Origin of the sequence: Mycobacterium sp., from assembly GCF_035314665.1 — a bacterium.
GTDB lineage: Bacteria > Actinomycetota > Actinomycetes > Mycobacteriales > Mycobacteriaceae > Mycobacterium.
Genome location: NZ_DATFZD010000370.1, coordinates 51687 through 76956 on the forward strand (window position 1 = coordinate 51687; position 25270 = coordinate 76956).

The window sequence follows — 25270 nt, forward strand, 5'->3', positions numbered from 1 at the left end:
TGCGCCGCTCCTCCTCATCGCTGCGCTCTGCATCGTCGCCGTCGCGGTCATGTTCTCTCCGTCGCGTGGGGGCGCAAGATCTCGTGCAGAACATAGTCGTTGTGCTCGCCGAGGTCGGGAGCGCCCCGCTCGATCTGTGTCGGAGCAACCGACATTCGCCACGGCGCCGCCACGATCGGCCGTTGCCCCTCGCGATGATCGCTGACAAAGCGGTAAAGCTCGCGGTCCCAGAGCAATTGATCGCCGATCACGTCGAGGGAGGTCGCGCTCTTGCTCGACGGCACGCCGGCCGAGCGGAGCCGGTGCGCCAGTTGAGCGGCGTCGTGACTACTGGTCAACTGGGCGAGGTCGGCGTCGAGCGCATCGGTGTGTTCGAGTCGCGCGGGCATGCCCGCGTAGCGCACGTCCTCGGCGAGCGCCGGGGCACCGAGGACTTCGCACAGTGCGCGCCACTGCACCTCGTCGGCCACCGCAATGCTGATCCAGTCGCCACCCGCACAGCGATAGCAATTGTGCGGGGCCATATCCGGATCGCGGTTGCCTTCGGGGACGACCTGCTTATCGGTCAGATCGTGTTCGAGCAGACAATCGCCGATCATCGACGACAGCGTCTCGACGGCCGAGACGTCGACGAACTGGCCTTCGCCGGTGCGGTCGCGATGCAGCAATGCCACCACGGCGGCGAGCGCCGCGGCGGCGCCGACGGTGGAATCCCCGTAACGCATGCTAGTGCCGAGCGGCGGTCCACCCGGATAGCCCACCAGCGAGGCGATTCCGGCCAACGCGGCGAAGCACGGCGCGTATCCGGTCTGATAGCCCAGCGGTCCGTCGTTGCCCCACATCTTTATTGACACCGACATGATGTCGCTCTTGATCGACGTCAGCTGCTGGTAACCGAGTCCCAGGCGCTCCATCGCCCCCGGCCGAAGGTTGTTGATGACGATGTCGCTGTGGGCGATCAGGTGACGGAGCCGGTCCATGTCTGCTGCCGACTTGAGGTCCAACTCCACGCTGAGCACTTCGGGGTTGATGGACAGAAAGTAGGGCGCGTGGTTGATGTCGGTCCCGCCGTAGGCGCGCATCTCGTCGGGATTGGCGGAGCTTTCCACCTTGATCACTTCGGCGCCCAGGAACGCAAGTAGCTTGCCGGTGTACGGGCCGGCCCACACTTTGGTGAGCTCGACGACCCGGACCCCTTCTAACGGGCCGCCCCGCGACACCCTCGGCGGTTTGAGTTGGGCCGAAGTCACTTTCGGCGACGGGCGTGGCGTCGCGATGCTGGCCGCGATCTCGGCGGTGTGCTGGCCAAGGATCGGGGCGGCGTGGGTGATGCGCGCCGGTGATGCACTCATCAGGTAGGGAACTGTCGGGTACGCGGCGGCGCCCAGTACCGGATGGGTGACGTCCTGAAAAAAGCCGCGATGACGGTACTGGGGCGAGGTCTTCAGGTCGGCAGCGCTTTTGACGGGCACCAGGGGCACTCCCAACCGCTGCGCCTCCTCTGCTGCCGCGTCCTTGGTCAGGCCCGCGACCCACTTGGCGAACCCGTCCCGGAATGTCGCCACTTTCTCCGGCGTAACCGAGAACTCAAGCCAGTCGTCGTCGAATGTGTTCAGCCATTCTGGTTGGCCCATCAGCTTTTTGAGGCCCATCCAGTGGTTAGGGCTGGTCATGTACAGGTAGACGAAGCCGTCCGCGCATGCGAAGAACGAGGCCGGGCCCTGCTGGTCGTAATCGGCGCGGGTGTTTTCCGGCGCGACCTCCCCGGTGATGAACCTGCCCAGCACGCAGTCGGCGCGCGACGCTAGCACCGCGTGCTGTGACACATCGATGAATTCACCTCTGCCACTGTGCAAGTGCGAGAACAGCGACGCCGCGACGCACAACGCCGCGTCGAGCCCGGCCTCGTAGTCGGCGAGGAAACGGCCGGGTCCCTTCAACGGCGGTTTGGCCGGGTCGGCGTGGCTGGGCGTGTGGTAACCCCATCCGCTGCTGTGGAACACGTTGATGCTCTTGGCGTTCTGGAACTCCGGCGGGGCCTGACCGCCGTAGGGGGTGATCGAGCAGAACACCACGGCAGGGTGCCGACCTGGAATTTCGGTCGCTGACAAGCCAACCGCTTCGGCCCAGGCTGGGGCGTGATCGTCGACGACCGCGTCGGCTGTGGCGATGATCCGGTGCAGCCTCTCGATCTCGGCGGCACCGGACACGTCGAGCACGACCGAACGCTTGTTGGTGTTCAGGTAGGCGAACAGCGCGCTGCGCTCAGGTCCGCCAGCACCGCCGATGATCGGGGCCATCGCCCGAGTCGGGCTACCACAATCCGGCCGCTCGATCTTGACCACCTCGGCGCCGAAGTCCGCGAGCAGTTTCCCGCAGTATTCTCCGGCGACCGATTCGGCCAGCTCGACGATCCTGATACCAGTCAGTGCCGACATGCGCTCCCTCGAAACGTTAGGGCTTGTTGCGTCCCGAGCGGCTGAGCCGCCACTCCGGCGGGAAGTTCAGGTCGTTGTCCTTGACGACGTTGTTGAGGCCCTTTTCGAAGGTGCCCTCGGTGAGGTCGACCTCTTGCGCGTCGTTTTGGATCAGCGGCAGCATGCCCTCGACCATGCCGGTGAGCAGGCTGCCGAAGTACTCGCCCTTGTGCTGCTTGTACAGCTCCAGGAACGTCTTCTGCACCGCGACGGTGTCGGTCGGGCGCGACTTCGAGCATGCCAGCGCGTATTTCAGCGTCTCATCCTCAAGCTTGTCGCGGGGCACGACGCTGTTGACGAAGCCGCAGTCGTACATCTCCTTGGCGCTGAACGGCCGGCCGGTGAACAGCATCTCGGAGAACTTCCGCAGGCCCATCGTCTCCGCCCACCACCACAGGCGTGGTCCCCAACCGACATAGCGGAAGGCCGGATGCCCGAAAAGCGCGTCGTCAGAAGAGATCACCAGATCGGCGTCGCCGGCCTGATAAAAGTGCCAGCCGTAGCAGTAGCCCTTGGCCTCGATGATGCTGATCTTGCGAAGCTCCTGAAGCGGGCGATTTCCGGCGCGCGCCTTCGCGTAGAAGTCGGTGACGGTGGACAGGTAGCGGTATGAGCCGCCCGGCGGGTACTTGACGTCGTCGTCGTTGATGGCGAGTTCATGCAGCAGCGGCAGGCCCGGGTTCTCCAGCATCGGACGCTGCTCGGGCAAGTCTCCGCCGCTACCGAAATCCTCGCCCTCACCCCGGATCACCACGACCTTGACCTCGTCGTCCACGTTGCACTTGTGGATCAGGTCGGCGTAGTTCTGCCGCATGCCCAACGTGGTCGCGTTCTGGGCGTCGGGACGGTCGAAGGTGATGTAGGCGATCCGGTTCTTCTTGTCCTTCTCGAACCTGATGTACTGCTCGGCTTCCTTCTTCAGTTTTTCGTAGTCGTATTCAGGCATGACTTATCTCCAATTCGTTGTGTCTACTTGAGCAAAGCACCGGCATCGACCGGTAGCGAAACGCCGGTGACATAACGAGATTCGTCAGAGGCGAGGAACAGGACGGCGTTGCTGATGTCGGCGGCCTCCACCCAGGGCACCGGCAGCGTATGCGTCATCTGCGAGAACGGGGCGAAGTCCTCGGGTCCGGGATTCTCCAGATCGGGCCGAAACAGCTTGAACGTCACGTCGTTCATGGTCATCGGGGTGTTGACCTGGCTGGGGTGCACCGAGTTCACCCGGATTCGGTGCTGGCCGAGCTCGACGGCGAATGACCGCATCAGTCCCATCACGCCGTGTTTGGCGGCGATGTAGTGGCCGGTGTAGGCCATGGCCTTGTGCGACCCGACCGAGCCGGTCAGCACGATGGATCCACCGCGCTCGCCGGCGAGGATATGCGGCACACCGGCTTTGACGGTCTTCCAGACGCCGGAGAGGTTGACGTCGATCATGTCCTGCCAGATCTGCTCGGGGATCTTGTGCAGTTTGTTGCCGAAGGTGCCGACGCCCGCGTTCGCGACGATGATGTCGAGCCGGCCGAGTTGTTCCACACCGCTGTCCACCAAGGCTTTGAGCGCGTCGTAGTCACGCGCGTCGGCCTCTGCTGCCACGATGCGGCGGTTCTGGGCCTTGACCAACTCGATGGTCTCGGCGAGGTCCTCGGGGTTCGAGTGCGGGTAGGCCATGTTGTCGATTGGCCCGCAGATGTCGAACGCGATGATATCGGCGCCCTCTTGGGCCAACCGGACGGCGTGGCTGCGGCCCTGGCCGCGCGCCGCTCCGCTGATGAACGCGACCTTGCCCTCAACGCGACCGGTCATCGCCGTGTCACGCTGTCCGGGCCGGCATCGACTCCCACCCTCGGACCGTCGACGTCGGGCTGAGTCGGGCGTTCGCCAGGTCGACTTCCCACTCCGGGAAGCGTTTGAGGATCTCTTCCAACGCGATTCGGCCTTCCAGGCGGGCCAACGCGGAGCCCAGGCAGAAGTGGGTGCCGACGCTGAAAGCCAGGTGCTGACGAGTCGGCCGGTGGATGTTGAATTCCTCGCTGTCCGGGCCGAATTGGCGGTCGTCGTGGCAGGCGGCCCCGAGGAGCATCATCATCACGGCGCCTTCGGGGACGGTTTGGCCGTGGAAGCTGATGTCGCGGGTCACGTACCTGGCCGCGTGCGGGGCCGGTGTCTCGAATCGCAGGAGTTCCTCTACGGCCTGCGGTATCAGTGCGGGGTTGTCAACCAGTTCGCGGCGCTGATCCGGGTGTTCGGCGAGAACCTTTCCGGCCCAACCGATCAGCCGGGTGGTGGTCTCGTTGCCCGCGCCCGCGACGACGTTGAGATAGATCAGCAGCTCGTCGCGGGTCAGTCGGCGGGTGGTGCCGGTCTCGTCGACGAACTCGACGTTGAGCAGTTCGGTCATGATGTCATCGGACGGATGGGTGGCGCGCCAATCGATGTAGGCGGCAAAGATTTCGCCGGTGGCCAAGCCGCGTTCGTGGTTCATGGGTTTGCCGGCCTCGGTGCGTAGCTGTGCGTTGGTGCGGTCGCGGATGAATTCCTGATCGTCTTCCGGGATGCCGAGCAGCATGCTGATGACTTTCATCGGCATTTGGGCGCCCAGGTCCGCGACGAAGTCGATGTGTCCGGAACCGATGAGCGGGTCCAGCGACTGGGCGCAGAATTCGCGGATCTGCGGCTCGAGCGCAGCGATTTTGCGGGGGGTGAACATCCGGGCCAGCAGCTTGCGGTGGATGTCATGGATCGGCGGATCTTCCATGATGAGCAGGCCGGGCGGGATGTCGAGGTTGGCCTTGATCAGCTCCAGGATGATGCCCCGAGCTGAGCTGAACGTGGCGTGGTCGACCAGACCCTTGTCGACGTCGGTGAACCGGCTCAACGCGTAGAAGTCGTGCTGTGCGTTGTAGTACACCGGCGCTTCTTCGCGCAGTCGGCGGAACATCGGATAGGGGTCAGCGTTGAGGACGACGTCGTAGGGGTCGTAGTAGACGTCACAGACGTCTTGGAGATCTCCGTCGGTGCTGATCGTCACGAAATCTTGCCTTTCGCTACAACTTCCACGCCCGGATGGGCCGCGTGCCGGGGTCGATGCCGACAGTGTGTCAGCGTCTGAGGCGGTACGGGCGATTTGTACTTTCTGCTTAACGGAACTGCGCTGGCCGGCTCAGGCGCGACGCCGGTTAACTCTATTGCCGTAGAGAACCACATGGGCTGGCATTTGGGCAAGAGCCGGGTGGCCTAGCGGCTCGGCGTTGACCGCCGGCGGCGCGGCTGCACCGCGGCGCCGACGTGGGTGAGCCGTCCCTGTTGCTCGCTGCCCAGGATCCCGGCCACGACGGCCGACAAGACGCCGTCGAGCTGCTCCGGGCTGTCGATGATCCGGTCGCCGTGGGCGAACCGCAGCAAAAGACCGTTGATGAACGTCAGCGTGACGTTGCTCAGATCGTCGACGACCGCGGGATCCAGGTCGGCGCCGTGTGGCAGCAGCTGCACCAAGATGTCGTGATGAAGCTTGGTGAACGCGTCGGTGGCGCGCTGCAGGGTTGCGGCCATCTCCGGATCGCGGCTTGCTTGCATGGTCAGCTCGTAGCGCGCCTTGGTGCGGCTCAGCTGCGGTTCTTCACCGGACTGGATGACCAGATTTGCCAGGGTGGAGGACGACGCTCCGTCGTCGAGGCCGGCCCGGTCGGCAACCGACTGCAAAGCGGCCAAGTCGAGCTCGACCATCCGCTCGGCAACCGCGCGCAGCAGCGCTGAGCGGGTGCGGAAGTAGAACGAGGTGGTGCCGTCGGGCACGCCGGCGCGGGCGTCGACTTTCAGGTGGCTCAGGCCCTTGGCGCCGTCGTCGGCCAGCAACTGGATCGCCGCATCGCACAGTTCGCGGCGGCGCTGGTCCGGATTTGGCTTGCGTCTCTTTTGTATGCCGGCAGTGTAGCGGCCTATGACAGGCGCTTTTGGGGTCAACGCGGTTCTCTGCGGTGTGCTGGGTTTTGGTTCGCCCCCCAGACTACTCTATATTCGTAGTGTCAATCAAAATCTTTTCCGCCAGTCGAACGGACAGCTTGTGGCCGCTCCCCGCCAGCACCCTCACCCAACCGGACAGCCCCGCGCGGCTGCGGCGTGCGGAGTCCGTCGGCCGCGCGGCGTTGCTCGGCGCGGGTGGTGACGCCGCTGGCAACGTAGAACGCAACCGGCCGCCACAGTCGCTCGTACACGCCCGCGACCAATGGGCTGTTCATCGCCCGTTGGGCGAACGTGCGAACCTCGGGCGCCATTGACTCGCCCAGCACGTCGAGGAAACCGTGCCGCACCGTAGCCGTGCGATCGAGCAAATTGCGGGTAGCCCGCTGCGGATCCTCGGTGATGTCCATGCCGTGAGTCTGGCCCGGCCGTGCCCCGCGTACCCTCCGGGGGGCAGGGCAAGACATGCGCATCCTTGCTGCAACCCGAACCCAGCCCATAACCTTGGCAGCATCCGACCGCGGCAGGGGGTCGCCGACCTGGCGCGTATGCGACGGCAACAGGGGCGGACTTGGCATCGTGACCGAACTGACCGCGCTGCGCGCCGACGAACTCGCCACCTTGGACATCTTCAAGGGATGTCCGCCCGAGGACTTGATGCCGCTGGCGGCGAGCGTGCAGCCGCTGCAGGCCGCCGCGGGCCAGGTCCTCATGCAGCAGGGTGAGCAGGCGGTTTCCTTTCTGCTGATCTCGTCGGGTGCTGCCGAGATCAGGCACGTCGGAGGCGACGACGTCGTGACCGTCGAGCAGGTGACCGCTGGCATGATCGTCGGTGAGATCGCCCTGCTGCGTGACATCCCGCGCACGGCGACGGTGACCACGACCGAACCGTTGACCGGCTGGATCGGTGACAACGACGGGTTTGCACGGATGGTGCACATCCCGGGGATCATGAGCCGACTGGTGCGCACGGTGCGCCAGCGACTCGCGGCTTTCCTCACGCCGATCCCGGTCACGGTTCGCGACGGAACAGAACTACTGCTTCGTCCGGTGCTGCCCGGCGACAACGAGCGAACCATGCGGGGTCACGTCCTGTTCTCCAACGAGACGCTGTATCGGCGGTTCATGTCACCGCGCGTTCCCAGCCCGGCGTTGATGGAGTACTTGGCCGAGGTCGACTATGTCGATCACTTCGTGTGGGTGATGACCGACAAGGGTGGCAACCCGGTTGCCGACGCCCGCTTCGTTCGGGACGATCAGGATCCCGCCATCGGCGAGATCGCGTTCACCGTCGCCGACGCCTACCAGGGCCGCGGGATCGGTTCCTTCCTGATCGCTGCGGTTTCCGTGGCCGCCCGGGTCGACGGAATCGAAAGGTTCTCCGCTCGGATGCTCGCCGACAACGCGGCGATGCGGACCATCATGGATCACTACGGCGCCCTCTGGGAGCGCGACGACGTCGGCGTGGTCACCACCGTGATCGACGTGCCCGAACTCCGGGACCTTCCGTTGAGTCGCGACATGTCGGACGAAATCAAACGCGCTGCACGCCAAGTTATTCGGGCTGTCGGCTAGCATGCGACTGCGAGTCGCGGCGGTTGCGGCGATTGTCCTGCTGCTCGCCTCGTGCGCCCACGCACATCCACCCGCTCCGGTGCCTTCGACGACGACGGCGGGTCGCCACGTCGACCCCGGCAACATCAGGCGGGTGGGACGCGACCTGCCGCCAGACTTTGAGGTGACCGCGATTTCGGGCGTGGCCGCGCCGTCGGAGCTCTGGGGTGTCGCCGGCCACGGCGCAGCGACCCCCGCGCGCTGTGCGGCGTTGGCCGACCCGGCCGGCGGTCAGGGTCAAGCCGCCCAGGGCATCTCGGGATCCGGCCCGGCCGGCCTCGTCTACGCGGTGGTCGCTGCCGCGCCGACGGGGCCGGTCACGCTCGACCAGTCGCTGGTTGCCCAGTGCCGACAGTGGACCATGACCGGCGGCCGCGCTACGGCTCGCGTCCATCTTGTCGATTCGCCCCGCATCGATGGCGCCGAAACCCTCGGCATGGCAACCGATATCACCAACTCCGTCGAAGGTGGCAATGAAATCACGTCGCGGGTAAGCACTTTCACTGCTTACCTGGGCAATTACTATGCGTTCACCACGCTGATCAGCGACCCGGGCGCACCGCCGTCGTCGCTGACGCCGCAATTCGCGTCCGACCTGCTGGTTAAAGCCGTGTCGGCCTTACGGGCCTGAGGGCGGTGCATTAGATTGACCCGAGTGACGAGAATAGGGGTGGCGATCGGAAGTGCCTGCTTGCTGGCGGCTTGTTCATCTCACGGATCATCGGAGACCGCCCCTACCGCCGATATCAGCAAGATCTCGCAGGTGAAGTCGGACTTCGGGCCGGCCTACAAAGTCAAGGACACCCCAAAAACCAGCATCGATCCCAAGGTGCTGGCAACGCACAAACTTCCGCCGGGTCTGACGTTCGACCCCCCGGACTGCAGCTCATTCGTGGTCGGCCAGGACATGCCGCCGGGCCTGCAGGGGAACATGGCCGCGGTGGCCGCCGAAGGGGCTGGCAACCGCTTCATCGCCATGGCCGTGCAGACCAACGAGCCGGTGCCGTTCGAGGACCCGGGACGAAACTGCAAGAAGGTGGTGTTCCAGGGGGGTCGGATCCGCGGCCTCATCGAGGTTGTCGACGCGCCGCGTATCGATGGGACCCGCACCCTGGGAGTGCATCGTGTCCTGCAAACGACCGTGCAAGGAAAGCCGCGCACCGGCGAGCTTTACAACTATTCCGCGCACTTCGGCGACTACCAGGTGATCATCACCTGCAACTCGGTGCTGCAACGTGACAAGCCCGCTACTCCGGTCGACCTCAATCGGGCGCGCGACCTGCTGGTCAAGTCGGTCGCGGCAGTGCGAAGCTGACGGTCAGCGCACGTCTCTGGGCCGGAACTGCAGACTGACCCGGGGGCCGGAACTGGCCGACGTTTTGGGCACCGAATGTTCCCAGGTCCGTTGACACGAACCGCCCATCACCAGCAGATCGCCGTGGGCCTGCGGTAGCCGCAGCGACGGGCCACCGCCGCGCGGCCGCAACGCGAAGGTGCGGGTGGCGCCGAGGCTGACGATCGCCACCATGGTGTCGTGGGTGCTGCTGCGCCCGATCGTGTCGCCATGCCAGGCGACGCTGTCCGACCCGTCGCGATACCAGCACAGACCTACGGTGGTGAACGGTTCGCCCAACTCGCCGGCGTAGATGTCGTTGAGCCGGCGGCGCAACCGGCTCAACCGCGGGTGCGGCGGATCCTCGACAGTGAGGTCATGAAAGCTCACCAGGCGCGGCACGTCGAGGACGCGGTCGTACATCTGACGCCGCTCGGCTCGCCACGGCACCGTCGTCAGCAGTTCGTTCAATAAGTCGTCGGCGCCGGTCAGCCATCCGGAGCGGATATCAATCCAGGCTCCGTTGCCGAGCGACCGCCGATCGTTGCACTCGAACAACGACTCCTGTACCGCAATCGCCACGGCGCCGAGTCTATCGCACACTCGTTCGAACGCACGCTAAAGCCGGACCGGCCCGGGGCCCTGCTCGGCGAGAACGTCGCCGGGGTTGGTCAACGCGCAACTGCGCAGGCTCAGGCAACCGCAGCCGATGCAGTCGGCGAGGTTGTTGCGCAGCCGCTGAAGATGCAAGATCCGATCGTCGAGGTCGGCCCGCCAGCCGGCCGACAGCCTCGCCCAGTCCCGACTGGTCGGAACTCGATCGGCGGGCAGCGTGGCCAGCGCGTCACGCACGCGCGCCAGCGGAATGCCCAGCCGGTGCGACATTCTGATGAAGGCGACCCGCCGCAGGGTATCGCGACTGTAGCGGCGCTGGTTGCCCGACGTGCGCCTGCTGGTGATCAGCCCCTGCCGCTCGTAGAAGTGCAAAGCCGAGACCGCAACGCCGGCCCGAGTGGCCAGTTCGCCGGGAAGCAGTTCCTCGGTGTTCATAACCTAAACCATACTTGAGGTGACGGTTCGGGTTACCGTGCTAAGTGTGAGTAACGGCGCGCTGGGGTCCAACTCCGAAATCGGCGCACTTCGCGTGGCGATCCTGCACCGACCGGGCGCTGAACTGCGGCGACTCACGCCGCGTAACAACGACGATCTGCTATTCGACGGGTTGCCTTGGGTCGCAAGGGCGCAGGAGGAACATGATGCGTTCGCCGAGCTGCTCAGATCCCGCGGCGTCGAGGTACTGCTGCTGTCCGACCTGTTGACGGAGGCGCTGGGCAGTGGCGCCGCCAGGATGCAGGGCATCGCCGCCGCCGTTGATGCTCCCCGGCTTGGATTGCCTTTGGCGCAAAAGCTTTCGGCGTATCTACGTGGCCTGGATCCGGCCAGGTTGGCGCAGGTGCTGATGGTGGGTATGACCTTCGCCGAGCTGCCGTCGGACGCCGGCGCGGACGACTCGCTGGTGCGCCGGATGTACCACGACACCGACTACGTCATCGAGCCATTGCCGAACCTGGTGTTCACCCGCGACTCGTCGATCTGGGTCGGGCCGCGCATCGTCATCCCGTCGCTGGCGTTACCGGCGCGGGTACGCGAGGCGTCGCTGACCGACCTGATCTATGCCCACCATCCGCGGTTCACCGGTGTGCGGCGCGCCTACGAATCACGCACCGCGCCAGTCGAAGGCGGTGACGTATTGCTGCTGGCGCCCGGCGTCGTCGCGGTCGGGGTCGGTGAACGGACCACTCCGGCGGGTGCGGAAGCCTTGGCGCGCAGCCTGTTCGACGACGACCTGGCCAACACGGTGCTGGCCGTGCCGCTGGCCCAGGAACGTGCGCAGATGCATCTGGACACCGTGTGCACGATGGTCGACACCGACGCGGTGGTGATGTATGCCAACGTCGTCGATACGTTGTCCGCGTTCACGATCGCGCGAACACCCGATGGCGTGAAGATCTCGGACGAAGCGCCGTTCGTCGATGCCGCCGCCGCCGCGATGGGTATCGACAAGTTGCGGGTCATCGATACCGGGCTGGATCCCGTTGTCGCCGAACGTGAACAGTGGGACGGCGGCAACAACACGTTGGCGCTGGCGCCCGGCGTCGTCGTCGCCTACGAACGCAATGCGCGGACCAACGCTCGTCTGGAGGACGCCGGCATCGAGGTGTTGACAGTCGCTGCCTCCGAACTGGGCACCGGTCGCGGAGGTCCCCGGTGCATGTGCTGTCCGGCCGCCCGCGACGCGCTGTAGTCGCGCGTTAGGTCAACGACACGCCCACGGCAGGACACCAAACCATAACGATCCGGCAACCGATTTGCCGTTGCGACGTGGAGCCTGTCAGTGTGGCGGTTGTGACTATTGATGTTGACGACGACCTCGTCCGCTTCCTCGAGAGAACGCACCGGGAACGGCGACCCCACCGGTGCGCGCGGGGCCACTGGCTGCTGCCGGGACACATGATCGTCGGAAGCATGCCTTGTTCCTGCGGTCGGCACACCACATGGGAATGCGAATGCAGCGACGTCATCTACGAGCCGGCGCTCACCGAGTCATGCGCCTTGCTCAACGGGCGAGGCGGGAGACGCTAGACGTCTCCGCCGCCAAGCCCTAACGCCAACTGGGCAGCCAGATCTCCATGTTCCAGGCGGTCTGCGAAATCGGCTGACCGGTAAGGATCGGAAACAGCCAGGCAAAGTTCGTCAGAACCAGTGCGACGTAACAGGACACCGCGATCAACCCGAGCGTGCGGCGCTCAGCACCCTGACCCGGTTGGTAGAGGATGTCGCCGAGGATCAACGCGATCGCCATCACCAGAAACGGCGCCATGGTCGCCGCATAGAAGAAGTACATCTGCCGGTCGATGTCGGCGAACCACGGCAGCCAGCCGGCACAGTAGCCGACCAGTACCACGGCGTAGCGCCAGTCGCGGCGCACGAACGTCCGCCAACAGGCATAACCGAGGACGGGCACCGAAAGCCACCACATCGCCGGTGTGCCGACCAGCATCACCGCCTTGACGCACGACTGCGCGCCGCAGCCCGGCACGTTTTGCTGATCGATCGCGTAGAGCACCGGCCGCAGCGACATCGGCCACGCCCACGGTTTGGATTCCCAGGGATGGTAGTTGCCCGCTGAATTCGTCAGCCCGGCATGGAACTGGTAGGCCTTGGCGGTGTAGTGCCAGAGCGATCGGATGGCATCGGGCAGTGGGAAATTCGACTTCGGCCCGATCGACTGGCCGACTTCGTGTCGATCGATCGCGGTCTCGGAGGCGAACCATGGCGCGTAGCTGGCCAGGTACACCCCAAATGGGATGAGCAGCAACGCGTATGCGGTGGGACCCACGTCGCGACGGATCACACCCAACCACGGCCGGAGCACCCGATATTGGCGGCGTGCCGCAACGTCAAACGCCAACGACATCAACCCGAAGAACGCCACGAAGTACAGCCCGGACCACTTTGTCGCACAAGCCAAACCGAGCAGCACCCCGGCGCCGAAGCGCCACCAACGCACACCCAGCCGTGGGCCCCACACCGTCTCGTTGCTGCGGCCCTCGATCAGCGCGACGTGCATGCGCTGGCGCACCTGGTCGCGGTCGACGATCAGCGCGCCGAACGCGGCGACCACGAAGAACGCCAGGAAGCCGTCGAGCAGGGCGGTACGCGCCACCACAAAGCTGACCCCGTCGCCAATGAGCAGCAGTCCCGCGATTGCGCCGACCAGCGTCGAGCGGCTGATCCGTCGCACGATCCGAACGACCAGCGCCACCAGCACCACACCGAGTACCGCACCGGTGAATCGCCAGCCCAGCCCGTTGTAGCCGAATATGGCCTCGCCGATCGCAATCAGCTGCTTGCCCACCGGCGGATGAACCACCAGGCCGTATCCGGGGTTGTCCTCCACGCCGTGGTTGTGCAGCATCTGCCATGCCTGTGGCGCGTAATGCTTCTCGTCGAAAATCGGCGTGCCGGCATCGGTCGGCGAACCCAGGTTCACCGTCCGAGTCACCGCGGCAAGAGCGGTGACCACGGCGGTCACCACCCAGCCCTCTAAGCGGTCGACGGGCCCGAAATCGGCCACCGGCATCAGCGGCCCGGGGCTGATAACGGGAACTGCCCCCTCGGTGGCGACCAGTTCATCAAGCTGGGCGGTCATCACAAGCGATCGTAGGCTGTCGGCCATGACCGGTGGTCGACTGTTGCTGGGCGCCACGCCGCTGGGCCAGCCGTCTGATGCGTCACCGCGGCTGATGGCCGCCCTGTCGTCCGCCGACATCGTGGCCGCCGAGGACACCCGGCGGGTGCGGACACTGGCCAAGGCGCTCGATGTTGCGATCGGCGGGAAGGTCGTCAGCTTCTTCGATCACGTCGAGGCGTCCCGGGTGCCCGAGCTGGTCGATGAGATCAGCGCGGGCGCCACGGTGCTCGTGGTCAGCGACGCCGGGATGCCGCTGATCAACGACCCGGGCCACCGGCTGGTGCTGGCCTGCCTGGACGCCGGGCTGCCGGTGCGTTGTCTGCCGGGTCCGTCGGCGGTGACCACCGCCCTGGCGGTCTCGGGGCTGCCGTCCGACAAGTTCTGCTTCGAGGGCTTCGCGCCGCGCAAGCAGGCGGCGCGAAGCGCTTGGCTGGCATCGCTGGCCGAGGAACGGCGCACGACGGTATTTTTCGAATCGCCGCGACGACTGCCCGCAACTCTGCGCGACGCGGTCGAACAGCTCGGCGGCGATCGGCGTGCGGCGGTGTGCCGAGAGCTGACCAAGGTACACGAGGAAGTGGCCCGCGGATCCTTGGCCGAACTGGCGGACTGGGCGGCCGACGGCGTGCTGGGCGAAGTCACCGTCGTGCTGGCCGGGGCCACTCCGCGCGCCGAGCTGCCGGCGCTGGTTGCCGAGGTCGAGGCCCTGGCCGCCGCGGGAATGGGCGTCAAAGACGCCTGCGCGCAGGTGATTGCCGCTACGCCGGGAGCGCCGTCACGGCGTGAGCTCTACGACGCGGTGCTGCGCGCCCGGCGACGATGCGCGCCGTGAAGCGGCGGGCTGAGGAGCCGGGCATTGGGCTCACGCGCGGCTGAGGCGGCGCCCGCGCCGAGGATCGGCGCCGCCTTGTGCAGGCATTCGTCCCACTCGGCGTCGACGTCGGAGTCGGCGGTGATCCCGCCGCCGGACCCAAGTAATGCGTTGCCTTTCGCGTCGAACTCCACCGTGCGGATCGCGACGTTGAGCTCGCAGCCGGCGATTGGCGATGCCAAACCAACTGTGCCGCAATATACTCCACGCCTGAATGGCTCCCACTGTGAAATCAGTTGGCGCGCACGCAGTTTAGGCGTGCCGGTCACTGAGGCGGGTGGGAAGGCGGCGTCGAGCAACGCCGACGTCGGCAGCTCGACCGGCATCAGCGCCGACACCGTCGACACCAGGTGCCACACACCCGGCGCGGGCCGGACCACCAAAAGCTCTGGCACGGTGACCGATCCGGTGACCGCGACCCGGCCCAGGTCGTTGCGGACCAGGTCGACGATCATGATGTTCTCGGCGACATCCTTGGCCGAGGCTCGCAGCGCCGACGGCGCGGCGTCCAAGGGGAGCGTGCCCTTGATCGGGCTGGACGTGACAACGTCACCCCGACGGCGCACAAAGAGTTCCGGCGACAGCGATGCCACCGCACCCCAGGGTCCGGCGACATATGCCGCCCGCGCCGGCGCGGTGCGCGCGACACCGTCGATGAAGAAGTCCAGCGGCTCCCCGGCGATCGCGCCGGTGAACTGGGTGCACACGCAGGCCTGGTAGACCTCGCCGGCCCGGATGGCCTCCAGGCAGGCCAGCACCCCGTCGCGATGTGCCGGACGGTCGGCCGCGTCCCAGTCGACCCGGTAAGCACGCGCGGGCGCCGGAGTTGTCAAGGCCTCGGCCAGCCAACCGGGCATCGGGGCCCCCGACAGGCTCTCAAACCACCATTGCCGGTCACGGTCGCAGCGCAACACGCAGTCCGTCCAGCCGCCGGCGGCTTCGGGTATCCGGGTGGGCCGCCCGTCGGCGCCCGCATCGGGGTAGGACAGGTAGCCGATCCAGCCGCCGCCGACCGCGAGGCCATTTGCGCCCGGTCGCACGGCGAACGCCAGGGCGGGGTCGACCGGCCGTATCGACACGCTCGGCGCGATCACCGCCAGCGCACCGAACCAGTCACCGGTCAGCGCGGCCGGCGGTGGCAGGCCCAGCCGGTTGGTGGCGTCGCCGATGGCGCGCAGCACCTGGGGTGCGCCGCCAAGATCGCCGAGCCGGTCGATTCTCACCTCCCCAGCTTGGCAGATGTCAGCCGCGGCTGATGTGGCGCACGGTCGTGAGGGCCGCCAGCTTGTCGGGATTGCGCATCGCGTAGAAGTTGGTGATCTTGCCGTCGACGATCTCAACGGTGAACACCCCCTCCAGGCGGTCGGCGGCGTAGATCAGCACCGCCGGTGCGGCGTTGCAGACCACCATTTCGGCGCGGACGTCGGGCAATTGCAGTCCGCGGCCGACCAGCCCGACGACCGCCCTGGCGACCTTCTCGGCCCCGATCACCGGTCGGCGAGCCGCACTGGCCTTGCCGCCACTGTCGGCGGTCCACACCAAATCGGGGGCCAGCATCGACATCACCGCCTGCACGTCGCCCCCGGCCGCCGCGGCCATGAACTCCGCGGCGATGCGGGCGTTCTCCTCGGGGTCCACCGGGGCGAAGCGCCGGCGCCGGGCCTGCACGTGTTCGCGGGCCCGATGCGCGACCTGCCGCACCGCCGCCACCGATTTGCCGACCGCGGAGGCGATTTCGTCGTAGTCGAATCCGAACACCTCGCGCAGCACGAACACCGCGCGTTCGTCGGGGCTCAAGGTCTCCAGCAGCACCAGCATCGCCATCGAAACCGATTCGGCCAGTAAGACATCGGCCGACGGGTCCTGTTCCTCGAGCAGCAGCGGCTCGGGCAGCCACGGCCCGACATAGTCCTCCCGACGCCGGGCCCCGGCCCGCAGCGCGTTGAGTGCCTGGCGGGTGACCAGCCGGGCCAGGTAGGACTTGGTGTCGTGCACGGCTGCCAGGTCTACCTGCGCCCAGCGCAGATACCTGTCCTGCAGCACGTCATCGGATTCGGTTGCCGAGCCGAGGATTTCGTAGGCGATGGTGAACAGCAACGGCCGCAGCAAAACGAACCGGTCGGCGTGTTCGTCGGAGGTGCTCACGATGTCGTGACCACCTCGTTCGCCAGGTGCTCGGCCCGCTTGCCGCCCTTGAGCCAGCGATACCACCCCGGCTTGGCCGCCTCACGACGAATACCCCACACCGTGCCCTTGCAGACCGCCTCTTTGATGGTCGCGGCGAACCGGCCGCCGATCGCCAGGTTGACCGGCGTGTCGTCGGGACGTGCGAGCTGGACGGTGGCGTACGAGCGGCCCAGGCTGATGCATTGCCCGGTGAAGGCCTGGTTGACTACAGCAGGCGGCGTACCGGCGATGCGGCTCAGCACCGTATTGGCGGCCTGGGCGCCGAGCGGGATCGCGGCCTGGCAGCTCATCCGCAGCGGCTGGCCGGACGGTGCGGCGGCGTCGCCGGCCGCCACGATGCGCGGGTCGTCCACGCTGGTCAGTGTTTCATCGGTGAGCAGCCGGCCCAGTCCGTCCGTGCGAAGCCCGCTGCGGGCGGCCAACTCCGGCACGCCGAAGCCCGCGGTCCACACCGTCACCAGGCTGGGCAGAAGCGCACCGTCGGTCAGCACCACCGCGTCGGAGCGGACTTCGCGGACCACCGCCGTCTCCAGCACGTCCACACCGAGGCGGCGCAGCCACTTGGCCACCGAACGGCGTCCGGGCCCGCTCAGCGACGGCCCCAGCACCCCGCCGCAGATCAGCGTCACCCGCCGGCCCTGCTCGGCCAGCTCGGATGCCGTCTCGATGCCGGTCAACCCGGCGCCGACGACGGTGACCGGCGCTCCGGGGTGCAGCTCGTCCAGTGCGTCACGCAACCGTTCGGCGTGCTCGAATTCGGCGATCGGGTATGCGAATTGGGCTGCGCCGGGCACCGTCGCGGGCACCACGCCGGTGCTGCCGACGGCGTAGATCAGGTAGTCGTAGCTCAGCACCTCGCCGGCGGTCAGTTCGATCGTGCCGTCGGCGGCGTTGATCCGCTCGGCGCTGTCGACGATCAGCCGGATGCCCTTGCCGAGCAGCGTGCCGTAGTCGACGGCGGCGGTGCCGCTTCCGGCGGCCAACTGATGCAACCGGATTCGCTGGACGAAGACCGGACGTGGATTGACCAAAGTGATCTGGACGTCGGCCCGCAGCCGCAGATGGTTGGCGGCCAGCGTGCCGGCGTATCCGCCACCGATCACGACGATGTGAGTGCGCTGGTCGGTCATTGCTGTCTCCTGTTCTCGGGGGTGTGCTGCCCTTGAGACACCGCCGAGGCCGCGGATGTGACAGGGTTTGAGCGGCTGTGACCAGGCTCACGTCGTCGGCCGGGAAAACTGGTCGACCAGCAGGTCGACGCGCGCGGCCTGATACTCCGGTCGTAACCGGCTGCCGCGGTCGAGGGTGATCAACCCGTGCAGCGCCGCCCACAGCACCTCGGTCAGGGTGTCCGCATCCCGGGTGCCTGCGACCAGGTCCACCGCGGCGCGCAGTTCGGCGAAGGCCGCGTTCAACTCGGGCGGGGTGTCGTCGGCCGCGAAGGGCAGCGTGGTGGCGCGGGTGAACATCGCGTCGAACAGGCCGGGATTGTCGCGGGCAAACCGGATGAACGCGTGGGCGACTCGCGCCAGGGCGTCCTGGCCGTCGGCAGCACCGCGCCGCGCCGAGGCGAGCGCGTCAGCGAGCTCGCCGAATCCCTGCACCGCGACGGCGGCGACGACTCCGTCCATGCTCGAGAAGTGCTTGTACAACACCGGCTGGCTGTACTCGATCTCGGTGGAAAGCCGGCGGGTGGTGACGGCGTCCCAGCCCTCGTCTTCGGCGAGTTTGCGTGCGGTCTCGGTAATGAGTTGGCGTCGCGCGGCCCGGTCCCGGGCCCGACGGTCTTCGATGGCCATGGAACTATGTTAGCGCCGATATAAAATCTAGCAATGCTATTGACACGATCAATGCTAGGGGTTAGCGTTGCTAACACCTAATCGAGAAAAGAGAGTGCGATGACACAACCTGCTGGCTGGTTCGCTTTGATCGCGGTGTTGGGCGCCGCGGTGGTTTACGGCACCGACGTTTTCTGTGCGATGGTGCAACGGCCCGCGTTGGCTCGGATCGACGACCGGGCTTTGCTCGCGGTGATGGGCAACGTCCATCGTTACGGCGACCGGCGGATGCCGGTGCCCGGGGTGATCGGCATCGTGGCCGCGGCGACCAGTGCGGCATTCGCCACGGCGTCCGGCCACTGGACGCAAGCCGGCACGGCCGGTGTCGCCCTTGGCCTGCTGCTGATTTGGCTGGTGGTCTACCTGCGAGTGAGCAAGCCGATCAACCAGCAACTGACCGCCGGGGCCGATCATCCCGATGTGCCGACGGACGCCCGTGCGCTGCAACGTAACTGGGACAATGTGATCGTAATCAGGGCCACGTTGCAGGGTCTGGCGGTTGCGGCGCTGTGCTTGACGCTGCTGATCTGAACTGCGGCACCGACTAATCGAAAGGAAACAAGAAAATGGTCAATTACCAGCGGTTAATCATGCGCGCGGGCCCGCTGTTCAACGCGCCGGTGGCGGCTATAGCGAACTCGCCCCGCCTCGGGGCGCGACTGCGGCGCAGCGTCACGATGATCACCTACACGGGGCGGCGTTCGGGACGGACGTTCAGTACTCCGGTGGCATACCGCCGCCGCGGTGACGAGATCGAGATCGCCGCAAACTTGCCCGACGCCAAGACGTGGTGGCGCAACTTCGTCGGCGAAGGCGGTCCCGTTTCGCTGACGCTCGACGGCGCCGAGCGCGAGGGACACGCCGTCGCTCACCGAGACGACAAGGGCCGCGTCACCGTCCATGTGCGCCTGGCCGGCAGCTGAACTCAGTCAGCTTGGTAGCGGGGGAACACGCCGGTGGGCGGCGGCAGCGCCGTCCCCGGCGCCAAGCGCGTAGCGACCGCGGCAAACGTTCGCTGATCTTCCGGCTGGCCGAGCAGGTCCAACAACTTGCCCGCCGACTCGGGCATCACCGGCTGAATCAACAGTGCCGCGATCCGCACCACCTCGCAGGTGACGTAGAGCACGGTGCCGAAACGGGTCTGGTCGGTTTCGGATTCGCTTTTGCGCAGCACCCACGGCTGCTGCGCCGAGAAGTACCTGTTCGCCGCGCCGAGCATCAGCCAAATCGCCTCCAGCGCCAAATGCATTGCCTGCGAGTCGAACTCGACCCGTACCCGGTCGAGCAGGCCATCGGCGGCGGTCAGCAGGTCGGCGTCGTCGGCGGTGAAATCGCCTGGCGTCGGGACGATCCCGTCGAGATTCTTGGTCACCATCGACAGCGATCGTTGTGCCAGGTTGCCTAATTCATTGGCCAGATCGGCGTTGGTCCGGGCGATGATCGCCTCTTCGCTGTAGCTGCCGTCCTGGCCAAACGGCACTTCGCGCAGGAAGAAGTAACGCACTTGGTCGACGCCGAACTCGTCGACCAGCGCGACGGGATCGATCACGTTGCCCACCGACTTGCTCATCTTCTCGCCGCTGTTGAGAATGAAGCCGTGCGCGAAAACCCTTCTCGGGAGCTCAATTCCGGCGGACATCAGAAATGCCGGCCAGAAAACGGCGTGGAACCTGATGATGTCCTTGCCGACCATGTGCACGTCGGCCGGCCAATAGCGGCGAAACAAGTCGGAGTCCGTGTCTGGGTAGCCGACGCCGGTCAGGTAGTTGGTCAGCGCGTCGACCCAGACGTACATGACGTGGTCGGGGTGGTCCGGAACGGGCACGCCCCAGTCGAACGACGTGCGCGATATCGACAGGTCGTTGAGCCCGCCGGAGACGAAGCTGACCACTTCGTTGCGCCGCACCTGGGGTCCGATGAAGTCCGGATTAGCCTCGTAGTGCGCCAGTAGCTTGTCGCGGTACGCCGACAGCCGGAAGAAGTAGGTCTGCTCTTCGGTCCAGGTGACCGGGGTGCCGGTTTCCACGGCGATGCGAGTGCCGGTGGCGTCGAGAGTCGTTTCGTCTTCGGTGAAGTAACGCTCGTCGCGCACCGAATACCAGCCGGCGTAGCTGTCCAGGTAGATGTCGCCGGCATCGGCCATCCGCCGCCAGATGGCCTTCGATGCCTCGTGGTGATCGGCATCGGTGGTGCGGATGAACCGGTCGAACGAGATATTGAGCTTATCCTGCAGCCGCTGGTAAATGTCCGAGTTCCGCTTGGCCAGCTGCGCGGGCGAAATCCCTTCGACGGCAGCCGCCTGCGCCATCTTCAGCCCGTGCTCATCGGTTCCGGTCAGGAACCACACGTCGAAGCCGTCGAGCCGCTTGAAGCGGGCGATGGCGTCGGTGGCGATGTACTCGTAGGCGTGCCCGATGTGCGGGTCGCCGTTCGGGTACGTGATCGCCGTGGTGATGTAGTAGGGCGTCATCGCCTCTCACCCTATTGTGTGCGCGTGGGTTCCAAACGTCCGCCGCCGCCGGCCCCCGAGCCGTTGCGCCCGCTGATCGACGCGCACACCCACCTCGACGCGTGCGGCGCACAGGACGCTGACGACGTGCGCGCGATCGTCGACCGCGCGGCGGCGGTCGGCGTGGTCGCGGTGGTCACCATTGCCGACGACCTGGCCTCGGCGCGCTGGGTGACCCGGGCCGCCGACTGGGATCCGCGGGTCTACGCCGCGGTCGCGCTGCACCCGACCCGCGCCGCCGCGCTCACCGATACGGCCCGCGCCGAGATCGAACGGTTGGTCGCCCACCCGCGCGTGGTGGCGGTCGGTGAGACCGGCATGGATCTGTACTGGCCGGGCCGGCTGGAGGGCTGCGCGGAGCCGGCGGTGCAGCGGGAGGCCTTCGCGTGGCATATCGACCTGGCCAAGCGGACCGGCAAACCGCTGATGATCCACAACCGGGAGGCCGACGCCGAGGTTCTCGATGTGCTGCGTGCCGAGGGAGCGCCTGACACGGTGATCTTTCACTGCTTCTCCTCGGGCCCCGACATGGCCCGCGCCTGCGTCGACGCCGGGTGGCTGGTCAGCCTGTCCGGGACGGTGAGTTTCCGCAACGCCCGTGAACTGCGGGAAGCCGTCCCGCTGATCCCCGAGGCGCAGCTGCTGGTGGAAACCGATGCGCCGTTCCTGACACCGCATCCGTACCGGGGCGCGCCGAACGAGCCATACTGCCTGCCCTACACTGTGCGGGCGCTGGCCGAGCTCGTCGATCGGCCGGCCGACGAACTGGCCGAGGTCACCACCGGCAATGCCCGCGGGGCCTACGGATTAGCCGTGAGGGGTTAAGAGTCCGTTAATCGGGTTGCCCCGGAGTTGCCCTATCTAGGCCGGTTCGTTACCGTCTTGTGATCGAACGGTGAGGCCCCGGGTGGGCCTTTTGCTTTGTTGACGAACTGTTGCTGAAGTGGTTGCTGAGGTCGGGGATACACGCGCGTTGAACAACGTACTTACGAAGCTGCATCAGGCTCCCTCACCGGCTCTGCGGCTCCTTGTCGCGGGTCTATTGCTGGTCTTGGCCTTCGCCGGTGGCTATGCGGTCGCCGACTACAAAACGGTGACGCTGAGCGTCGATGGAACCGCTATGACCGTGACGACCATGAAGTCGCGGGTGATCGACATCATCAGGGAGAACGGGTTCAACGTCAGCGAGCGTGACGACCTTTATCCCGGCGCCGGCGAGCGAGTCCGCAACGCCGAAGACATCGTGCTGCGGCGCAGCCGACCGCTACAGATCTCGCTGGACGGCCAGAACGCCAAGCAGGTGTGGACGACCGCGTCCACGGTCGACGAGGCGCTGGCCCAGCTGGCGATGACCGACACGGCTCCGGCCGCGGCCTCGCGAGGCAGCCGCGTTCCGCTGGCCGGCATGGCGCTGCCGGTCGTCAGCGCCAAGACGGTCGAACTCGACGACGCCGGTGCGGTGCGCAACGTGCACCTGGCCGCGGCCAGGGTCGGCGAGCTGCTGGCAGCCATCGGGGCGCCGCTGCTGCAAAGCGACCAGGTCACTCCTGGCTCCGCGGCGCCGGTGATCGACGGCATGCACATCCAGGTGACACGTAACCGCATCGAGAAGATCACCGAGCGGGTGCCGCTGGTTCCGCCCAAGCGGCGGATCGAGGACCCGGAGATGAACAAGGACCGTGAGATCGTCCAGGACCCGGGCAGCCCGGGGACCCAGGACGTGACCTTCTCGGTGTCCAAGGTCAACGGTGTGGAAACCGGCCGGCTGCCGGTTGCCAGTCACGTGATCACCCCAGCGCGTGAGGCGGTGGTGCGGGTCGGAACCAAACCGGGCACCGACGTCCCTGAGGTCACCAACGGCGGGGTATGGGATGCCATTTCGCGCTGCGAGGCCGGCGGAAACTGGGCGATCAACAGCGGAAACGGCTACTACGGCGGCGTGCAGTTCGACCAGGGCACCTGGGAGCGCAACGGTGGTTTGCGGTTCGCCCCCCGCGCCGACCTGGCGACCCGCGAAGAGCAGATCGCCGTTGCCCAGGTGACGCAGGCCCGCCAGGGTTGGGGAGCATGGCCGGTGTGCAGCGGAAGAGCGGGTGCGCGCTGACCATCCGGTTGCTCGGGCGCACCGAGATCCGCAGGCTGGCCAAAGAACTCGAGTTCCGGCCCCGCAAATCGTTGGGACAGAACTTCGTTCACGACGCCAACACCGTGCGCCGCGTGGTGTCGTCCTCTGGAGTCAACCGGCAGGATCACGTCCTTGAGGTCGGCCCTGGTCTGGGATCGCTCACGCTGGCGCTGCTGGACCGCGGGGCCACGGTCAGCGCCGTCGAGATCGACCCAGTGCTGGCCGGCAGGCTGCCGAAGACCATTGCCCAGCATTCGCACAGCGAAGTCCACCGGCTGACCGTGCTGAACCGCGATGTGCTGTCGATCGGGCCCGCCGATCTCGCTGCCGAGCCGACAGCGGTGGTGGCGAATCTGCCCTACAACGTCGCCGTTCCGGCGCTGCTGCATCTGCTCGCCGAATTCCCGTCGCTGCGCACCGTGATGGTGATGGTGCAGGCCGAGGTCGCCGAACGGCTGGCGGCCGAACCGGGCGGCAAGGAGTACGGCATCCCCAGCGTCAAGGTCCGCTTCTACGGGCAGATCCGCCGCCACGGCATGGTGTCGCCGACCGTCTTCTGGCCCATTCCGCGCGTGTATTCCGGGCTGGTGCGCATCGACCGGCATACAAACCCGCCCTGGCCGACCGACAAGGCATTCCGTCAAAACGTGTTCAAACTTGTTGATATCGCATTTGCCCAGCGGCGCAAGACATCTCGCAATGCATTCGTCGAGTGGGCGGGTTCGGGCAACGAATCGGCGAGCCGGTTGCTCGCCGCCAGCATCGACCCCGCGCGCCGGGGTGAGACGCTGACCATCGACGAATTCGTGCGGCTGTATCAGCGCTCGGGTGAAGCCGGCGGCGACGGAGATACCGGGCGCCGGGGGCTTTCGCAACGGCACGCCTCGGCGAGCTGACGGGCCACGGGTAGGGGTTTGCCGGGCGCGGGCGATAAAGTCTCGTGCGATGCCGATGGACCCAAACACAGCTGCTCAGTGGGTGCCCACTGGGTCGGTTACCGTTCGGGCGCCCGGCAAAATCAACCTCTACCTGGCGGTCGGCGACCGGCGCGATAACGGTTATCACGACCTGACCACGGTGTTTCACGCTGTCTCGCTGGTCGACGAGATCACCGTCCGCAACGCCGATGTGCTCTCGCTCGAGATCAGCGGGGAGGGTGCCGACCAGTTACCCCTGGACGAGCGAAATCTGGCGTGGCAGGCCGCCGAACTGATGGCTGATCACGTGGGCCGGGCGCCCGACGTCTCGATCGCCATCGACAAATCCATCCCGGTGGCCGGCGGGATGGGGGGCGGCAGCGCAGACGCGGCGGCGGTGCTGGTCGCAATCAACTCGCTGTGGGAACTCGGGGTGCCGCGCCGCGATCTGCACATGCTTGCCGCGAAGCTCGGCAGCGATGTGCCGTTCGCCCTGCACGGGGGTACCGCATTGGGCACCGGTCGCGGCGAGGAGCTGGCGACAGTGCTGGCCCGGAACATCTTTCATTGGGTGCTGGCGTTTGCCGAGGGCGGCTTGTCCACCCCGGCGGTGTTCAGCGAGCTGGACCGGCTCAGAGACGTCGGGACGCCGCCAAGGCTCGACGAAGCCGGTCCGGTCCTGGCGGCGCTGGCGGCCGGCGACCCGGAGCAGCTGGCGCCGCTGCTGGGTAACGAGCTGCAGGCGGCCGCGCTGAGCATGGATCCGGGCCTGCGCCGCGTCCTGCGCGCCGGCGTCGAGGCGGGCGCGCTGGCCGGCATCGTGTCGGGCTCCGGACCGACCTGTACCTTCCTGTGCCGGTCGGCTCCCGCTGCGGTGGACGTCGGCACCGAGCTCTCCGGGGCCGGTGTCTGCCGGACTGTGCGCGTTGCCAGCGGGCCTGTGCACGGCGCGCGGGTGGTGCCTGCACCCGCCACGGGCATGTGAGATAGAACCGATTTCACCCGTGAGTTTGGCAGTTACTTAAGAGGAGCTTAAGATGTTCGACGGTGACAAATACCGGTCAAGACACGCGCCTAATTACTGCGCCCGCCAATCATGCCGGCGGGCGTTGCTTGAACCCGGTCGGCCGCCGTGTCCTCACCGCAACCGCAACGTTGCGTGAGGTAACCGCTTCATCACCGAT

25 protein-coding genes are annotated in these 25270 nt (G+C 66.6%); 11 read left to right on the forward strand and 14 right to left on the reverse strand.

Features of this window, described 5'->3' with window-relative positions; all coding sequences use genetic code 11:
• Positions 1-47 precede the first annotated feature (47 nt).
• The 6 genes from VKI00_RS26215 to VKI00_RS26240 form a co-directional block, all read right to left on the reverse strand.
• Positions 48-2438, reverse strand: a complete 2391-nt coding sequence (locus tag VKI00_RS26215; protein WP_324443434.1) for a CoA transferase — start codon at positions 2436-2438, stop codon at positions 48-50.
• Positions 2439-2454: 16 nt separating this feature from the next.
• Complete coding sequence (locus tag VKI00_RS26220) at positions 2455-3423, reverse strand: enoyl-CoA hydratase/isomerase family protein (protein WP_324443436.1); 969 nt, start codon at positions 3421-3423, stop codon at positions 2455-2457.
• A gap of 23 nt (positions 3424-3446) precedes the next feature.
• On the reverse strand, positions 3447-4283 hold the full coding sequence (locus VKI00_RS26225; RefSeq protein WP_324443438.1) for a mycofactocin-coupled SDR family oxidoreductase: 837 nt from the start codon (positions 4281-4283) through the stop codon (positions 3447-3449).
• A 7-nt stretch (positions 4284-4290) separates the two neighbouring features.
• Positions 4291-5508, reverse strand: a complete 1218-nt coding sequence (locus VKI00_RS26230; protein ID WP_414687294.1) for a cytochrome P450 — start codon at positions 5506-5508, stop codon at positions 4291-4293.
• Positions 5509-5714: 206 nt separating this feature from the next.
• Entirely contained in the window at positions 5715-6398 is a 684-nt protein-coding gene (locus VKI00_RS26235) for a TetR/AcrR family transcriptional regulator (RefSeq protein ID WP_324443504.1), read from the reverse strand.
• A gap of 104 nt (positions 6399-6502) precedes the next feature.
• On the reverse strand, positions 6503-6847 hold the full coding sequence (locus tag VKI00_RS26240) for a hypothetical protein (protein ID WP_324443440.1): 345 nt from the start codon (positions 6845-6847) through the stop codon (positions 6503-6505).
• Positions 6848-7016: 169 nt separating this feature from the next.
• Between VKI00_RS26240 and VKI00_RS26245 the strand changes: the two genes are divergently transcribed.
• Genes VKI00_RS26245 through VKI00_RS26255 form a run of 3 tightly spaced genes read left to right on the forward strand, consistent with a single transcriptional unit; the run spans position 7017 to position 9366 of the window.
• Entirely contained in the window at positions 7017-8012 is a 996-nt protein-coding gene (locus VKI00_RS26245) for a GNAT family N-acetyltransferase (RefSeq protein WP_324443442.1), read from the forward strand.
• Position 8013: 1 nt separating this feature from the next.
• Entirely contained in the window at positions 8014-8682 is a 669-nt protein-coding gene (locus VKI00_RS26250; RefSeq protein ID WP_324443444.1) for a DUF5642 family protein, read from the forward strand.
• Between the two features lie 24 nt (positions 8683-8706).
• Positions 8707-9366, forward strand: coding sequence for a DUF5642 family protein (locus tag VKI00_RS26255; protein WP_324443446.1), 660 nt, complete (start codon positions 8707-8709; stop codon positions 9364-9366).
• Positions 9367-9369: 3 nt separating this feature from the next.
• Here VKI00_RS26255 and VKI00_RS26260 read toward each other — a convergent pair whose 3' ends face one another.
• Entirely contained in the window at positions 9370-9966 is a 597-nt protein-coding gene (locus tag VKI00_RS26260) for an alpha-ketoglutarate-dependent dioxygenase AlkB (RefSeq protein ID WP_324443448.1), read from the reverse strand.
• Between the two features lie 36 nt (positions 9967-10002).
• A complete protein-coding gene (soxR, locus tag VKI00_RS26265) occupies positions 10003-10434 on the reverse strand; it encodes a redox-sensitive transcriptional activator SoxR (protein WP_324443450.1) in 432 nt (143 codons plus the stop codon).
• A 46-nt stretch (positions 10435-10480) separates the two neighbouring features.
• On the opposite strand from soxR, the gene arcA reads away from it, so the two are divergent.
• Positions 10481-11689 (forward strand): arginine deiminase, encoded by a 1209-nt coding sequence (gene arcA / locus VKI00_RS26270; RefSeq protein ID WP_324443452.1) that lies wholly within the window; start codon positions 10481-10483, stop codon positions 11687-11689.
• A gap of 357 nt (positions 11690-12046) precedes the next feature.
• Here arcA and VKI00_RS26275 read toward each other — a convergent pair whose 3' ends face one another.
• Positions 12047-13597 carry a dolichyl-phosphate-mannose--protein mannosyltransferase gene (locus tag VKI00_RS26275; protein WP_324443454.1) on the reverse strand — a complete coding sequence of 517 codons (1551 nt, stop codon included), beginning with the start codon at positions 13595-13597 and terminating at the stop codon, positions 12047-12049.
• A 25-nt stretch (positions 13598-13622) separates the two neighbouring features.
• Between VKI00_RS26275 and rsmI the strand changes: the two genes are divergently transcribed.
• Positions 13623-14471, forward strand: coding sequence for a 16S rRNA (cytidine(1402)-2'-O)-methyltransferase (rsmI, locus tag VKI00_RS26280; protein ID WP_324443456.1), 849 nt, complete (start codon positions 13623-13625; stop codon positions 14469-14471).
• Here rsmI and VKI00_RS26285 read toward each other — a convergent pair.
• The 4 genes from VKI00_RS26285 to VKI00_RS26300 all read right to left on the reverse strand — a co-directional run bounded on the left by VKI00_RS26285 (position 14429) and on the right by VKI00_RS26300 (position 18496).
• Positions 14429-15733: an aminodeoxychorismate synthase component I gene (locus tag VKI00_RS26285; RefSeq protein WP_324443458.1), complete on the reverse strand. Its 1305-nt coding sequence runs from the start codon at positions 15731-15733 to the stop codon at positions 14429-14431. The genes rsmI and VKI00_RS26285 overlap by 43 nt on opposite strands.
• A gap of 19 nt (positions 15734-15752) precedes the next feature.
• On the reverse strand, positions 15753-16658 hold the full coding sequence (locus VKI00_RS26290) for an RNA polymerase sigma-70 factor (protein WP_414687297.1): 906 nt from the start codon (positions 16656-16658) through the stop codon (positions 15753-15755).
• Positions 16652-17827: an NAD(P)/FAD-dependent oxidoreductase gene (locus tag VKI00_RS26295; protein WP_324443462.1), complete on the reverse strand. Its 1176-nt coding sequence runs from the start codon at positions 17825-17827 to the stop codon at positions 16652-16654. Before VKI00_RS26295 ends, VKI00_RS26290 begins: the two co-directional genes overlap by 7 nt.
• A gap of 87 nt (positions 17828-17914) precedes the next feature.
• The gene (locus VKI00_RS26300) at positions 17915-18496 is read right to left on the reverse strand and encodes a TetR/AcrR family transcriptional regulator (protein ID WP_324443464.1); all 582 of its coding nucleotides are present in this window, start codon (positions 18494-18496) and stop codon (positions 17915-17917) included.
• 99 nt (positions 18497-18595) lie between these two features.
• Here VKI00_RS26300 and VKI00_RS26305 point away from each other — a divergent pair, with 99 nt between their 5' ends.
• Together VKI00_RS26305 and VKI00_RS26310 are read left to right on the forward strand one after the other, a co-directional pair.
• Positions 18596-19066 (forward strand): DUF1772 domain-containing protein, encoded by a 471-nt coding sequence (locus VKI00_RS26305; RefSeq protein ID WP_324443466.1) that lies wholly within the window; start codon positions 18596-18598, stop codon positions 19064-19066.
• Between the two features lie 35 nt (positions 19067-19101).
• Positions 19102-19458: a nitroreductase/quinone reductase family protein gene (locus tag VKI00_RS26310; RefSeq protein ID WP_324443468.1), complete on the forward strand. Its 357-nt coding sequence runs from the start codon at positions 19102-19104 to the stop codon at positions 19456-19458.
• 2 nt (positions 19459-19460) lie between these two features.
• Here the strand turns inward: VKI00_RS26310 and metG are convergent, their stop codons facing one another.
• Positions 19461-21005: a methionine--tRNA ligase gene (gene metG / locus VKI00_RS26315; protein WP_324443470.1), complete on the reverse strand. Its 1545-nt coding sequence runs from the start codon at positions 21003-21005 to the stop codon at positions 19461-19463.
• Between the two features lie 18 nt (positions 21006-21023).
• Here metG and VKI00_RS26320 point away from each other — a divergent pair, with 18 nt between their 5' ends.
• The 4 genes from VKI00_RS26320 (at position 21024) to VKI00_RS26335 (ending at position 25071) form a co-directional block, all read left to right on the forward strand.
• Positions 21024-21869, forward strand: a complete 846-nt coding sequence (locus VKI00_RS26320; RefSeq protein WP_324443472.1) for a TatD family hydrolase — start codon at positions 21024-21026, stop codon at positions 21867-21869.
• Positions 21870-22017: 148 nt separating this feature from the next.
• Entirely contained in the window at positions 22018-23148 is a 1131-nt protein-coding gene (locus VKI00_RS26325) for a transglycosylase family protein (RefSeq protein WP_324443474.1), read from the forward strand.
• The gene (gene rsmA, locus VKI00_RS26330; protein WP_414687295.1) at positions 23112-24065 is read left to right on the forward strand and encodes a 16S rRNA (adenine(1518)-N(6)/adenine(1519)-N(6))-dimethyltransferase RsmA; all 954 of its coding nucleotides are present in this window, start codon (positions 23112-23114) and stop codon (positions 24063-24065) included. The genes VKI00_RS26325 and rsmA overlap by 37 nt, the downstream gene beginning before the upstream one ends.
• A 49-nt stretch (positions 24066-24114) precedes the next feature.
• The gene (locus tag VKI00_RS26335) at positions 24115-25071 is read left to right on the forward strand and encodes a 4-(cytidine 5'-diphospho)-2-C-methyl-D-erythritol kinase (RefSeq protein WP_324443478.1); all 957 of its coding nucleotides are present in this window, start codon (positions 24115-24117) and stop codon (positions 25069-25071) included.
• The last annotated feature ends 199 nt before the right edge of the window (positions 25072-25270 follow it).

Excerpts from the sequence above, each read along its gene's own strand:
- VKI00_RS26215 (WP_324443434.1), bottom strand. The coding sequence starts at position 2,438 with ATGTCGGCACTGACTGGTATCAGGATCGTCGAGCTGGCCGAATCGGTC.
- VKI00_RS26220 (WP_324443436.1), bottom strand. The coding sequence starts at position 3,423 with ATGCCTGAATACGACTACGAAAAACTGAAGAAGGAAGCCGAGCAGTAC.
- VKI00_RS26225 (WP_324443438.1), bottom strand. The coding sequence starts at position 4,283 with ATGACCGGTCGCGTTGAGGGCAAGGTCGCGTTCATCAGCGGAGCGGCG.
- VKI00_RS26240 (WP_324443440.1), bottom strand. The coding sequence starts at position 6,847 with ATGGACATCACCGAGGATCCGCAGCGGGCTACCCGCAATTTGCTCGAT.
- VKI00_RS26250 (WP_324443444.1), top strand. The coding sequence starts at position 8,014 with ATGCGACTGCGAGTCGCGGCGGTTGCGGCGATTGTCCTGCTGCTCGCC.
- soxR (WP_324443450.1), bottom strand. The coding sequence starts at position 10,434 with ATGAACACCGAGGAACTGCTTCCCGGCGAACTGGCCACTCGGGCCGGC.
- VKI00_RS26275 (WP_324443454.1), bottom strand. The coding sequence starts at position 13,597 with ATGACCGCCCAGCTTGATGAACTGGTCGCCACCGAGGGGGCAGTTCCC.
- rsmI (WP_324443456.1), top strand. The coding sequence starts at position 13,623 with ATGACCGGTGGTCGACTGTTGCTGGGCGCCACGCCGCTGGGCCAGCCG.
- VKI00_RS26295 (WP_324443462.1), bottom strand. The coding sequence starts at position 17,827 with ATGACCGACCAGCGCACTCACATCGTCGTGATCGGTGGCGGATACGCC.
- VKI00_RS26300 (WP_324443464.1), bottom strand. The coding sequence starts at position 18,496 with ATGGCCATCGAAGACCGTCGGGCCCGGGACCGGGCCGCGCGACGCCAA.
- VKI00_RS26305 (WP_324443466.1), top strand. The coding sequence starts at position 18,596 with ATGACACAACCTGCTGGCTGGTTCGCTTTGATCGCGGTGTTGGGCGCC.
- VKI00_RS26310 (WP_324443468.1), top strand. The coding sequence starts at position 19,102 with ATGGTCAATTACCAGCGGTTAATCATGCGCGCGGGCCCGCTGTTCAAC.
- metG (WP_324443470.1), bottom strand. The coding sequence starts at position 21,005 with ATGACGCCCTACTACATCACCACGGCGATCACGTACCCGAACGGCGAC.
- rsmA (WP_414687295.1), top strand. The coding sequence starts at position 23,112 with ATGGCCGGTGTGCAGCGGAAGAGCGGGTGCGCGCTGACCATCCGGTTG.
- VKI00_RS26335 (WP_324443478.1), top strand. The coding sequence starts at position 24,115 with ATGCCGATGGACCCAAACACAGCTGCTCAGTGGGTGCCCACTGGGTCG.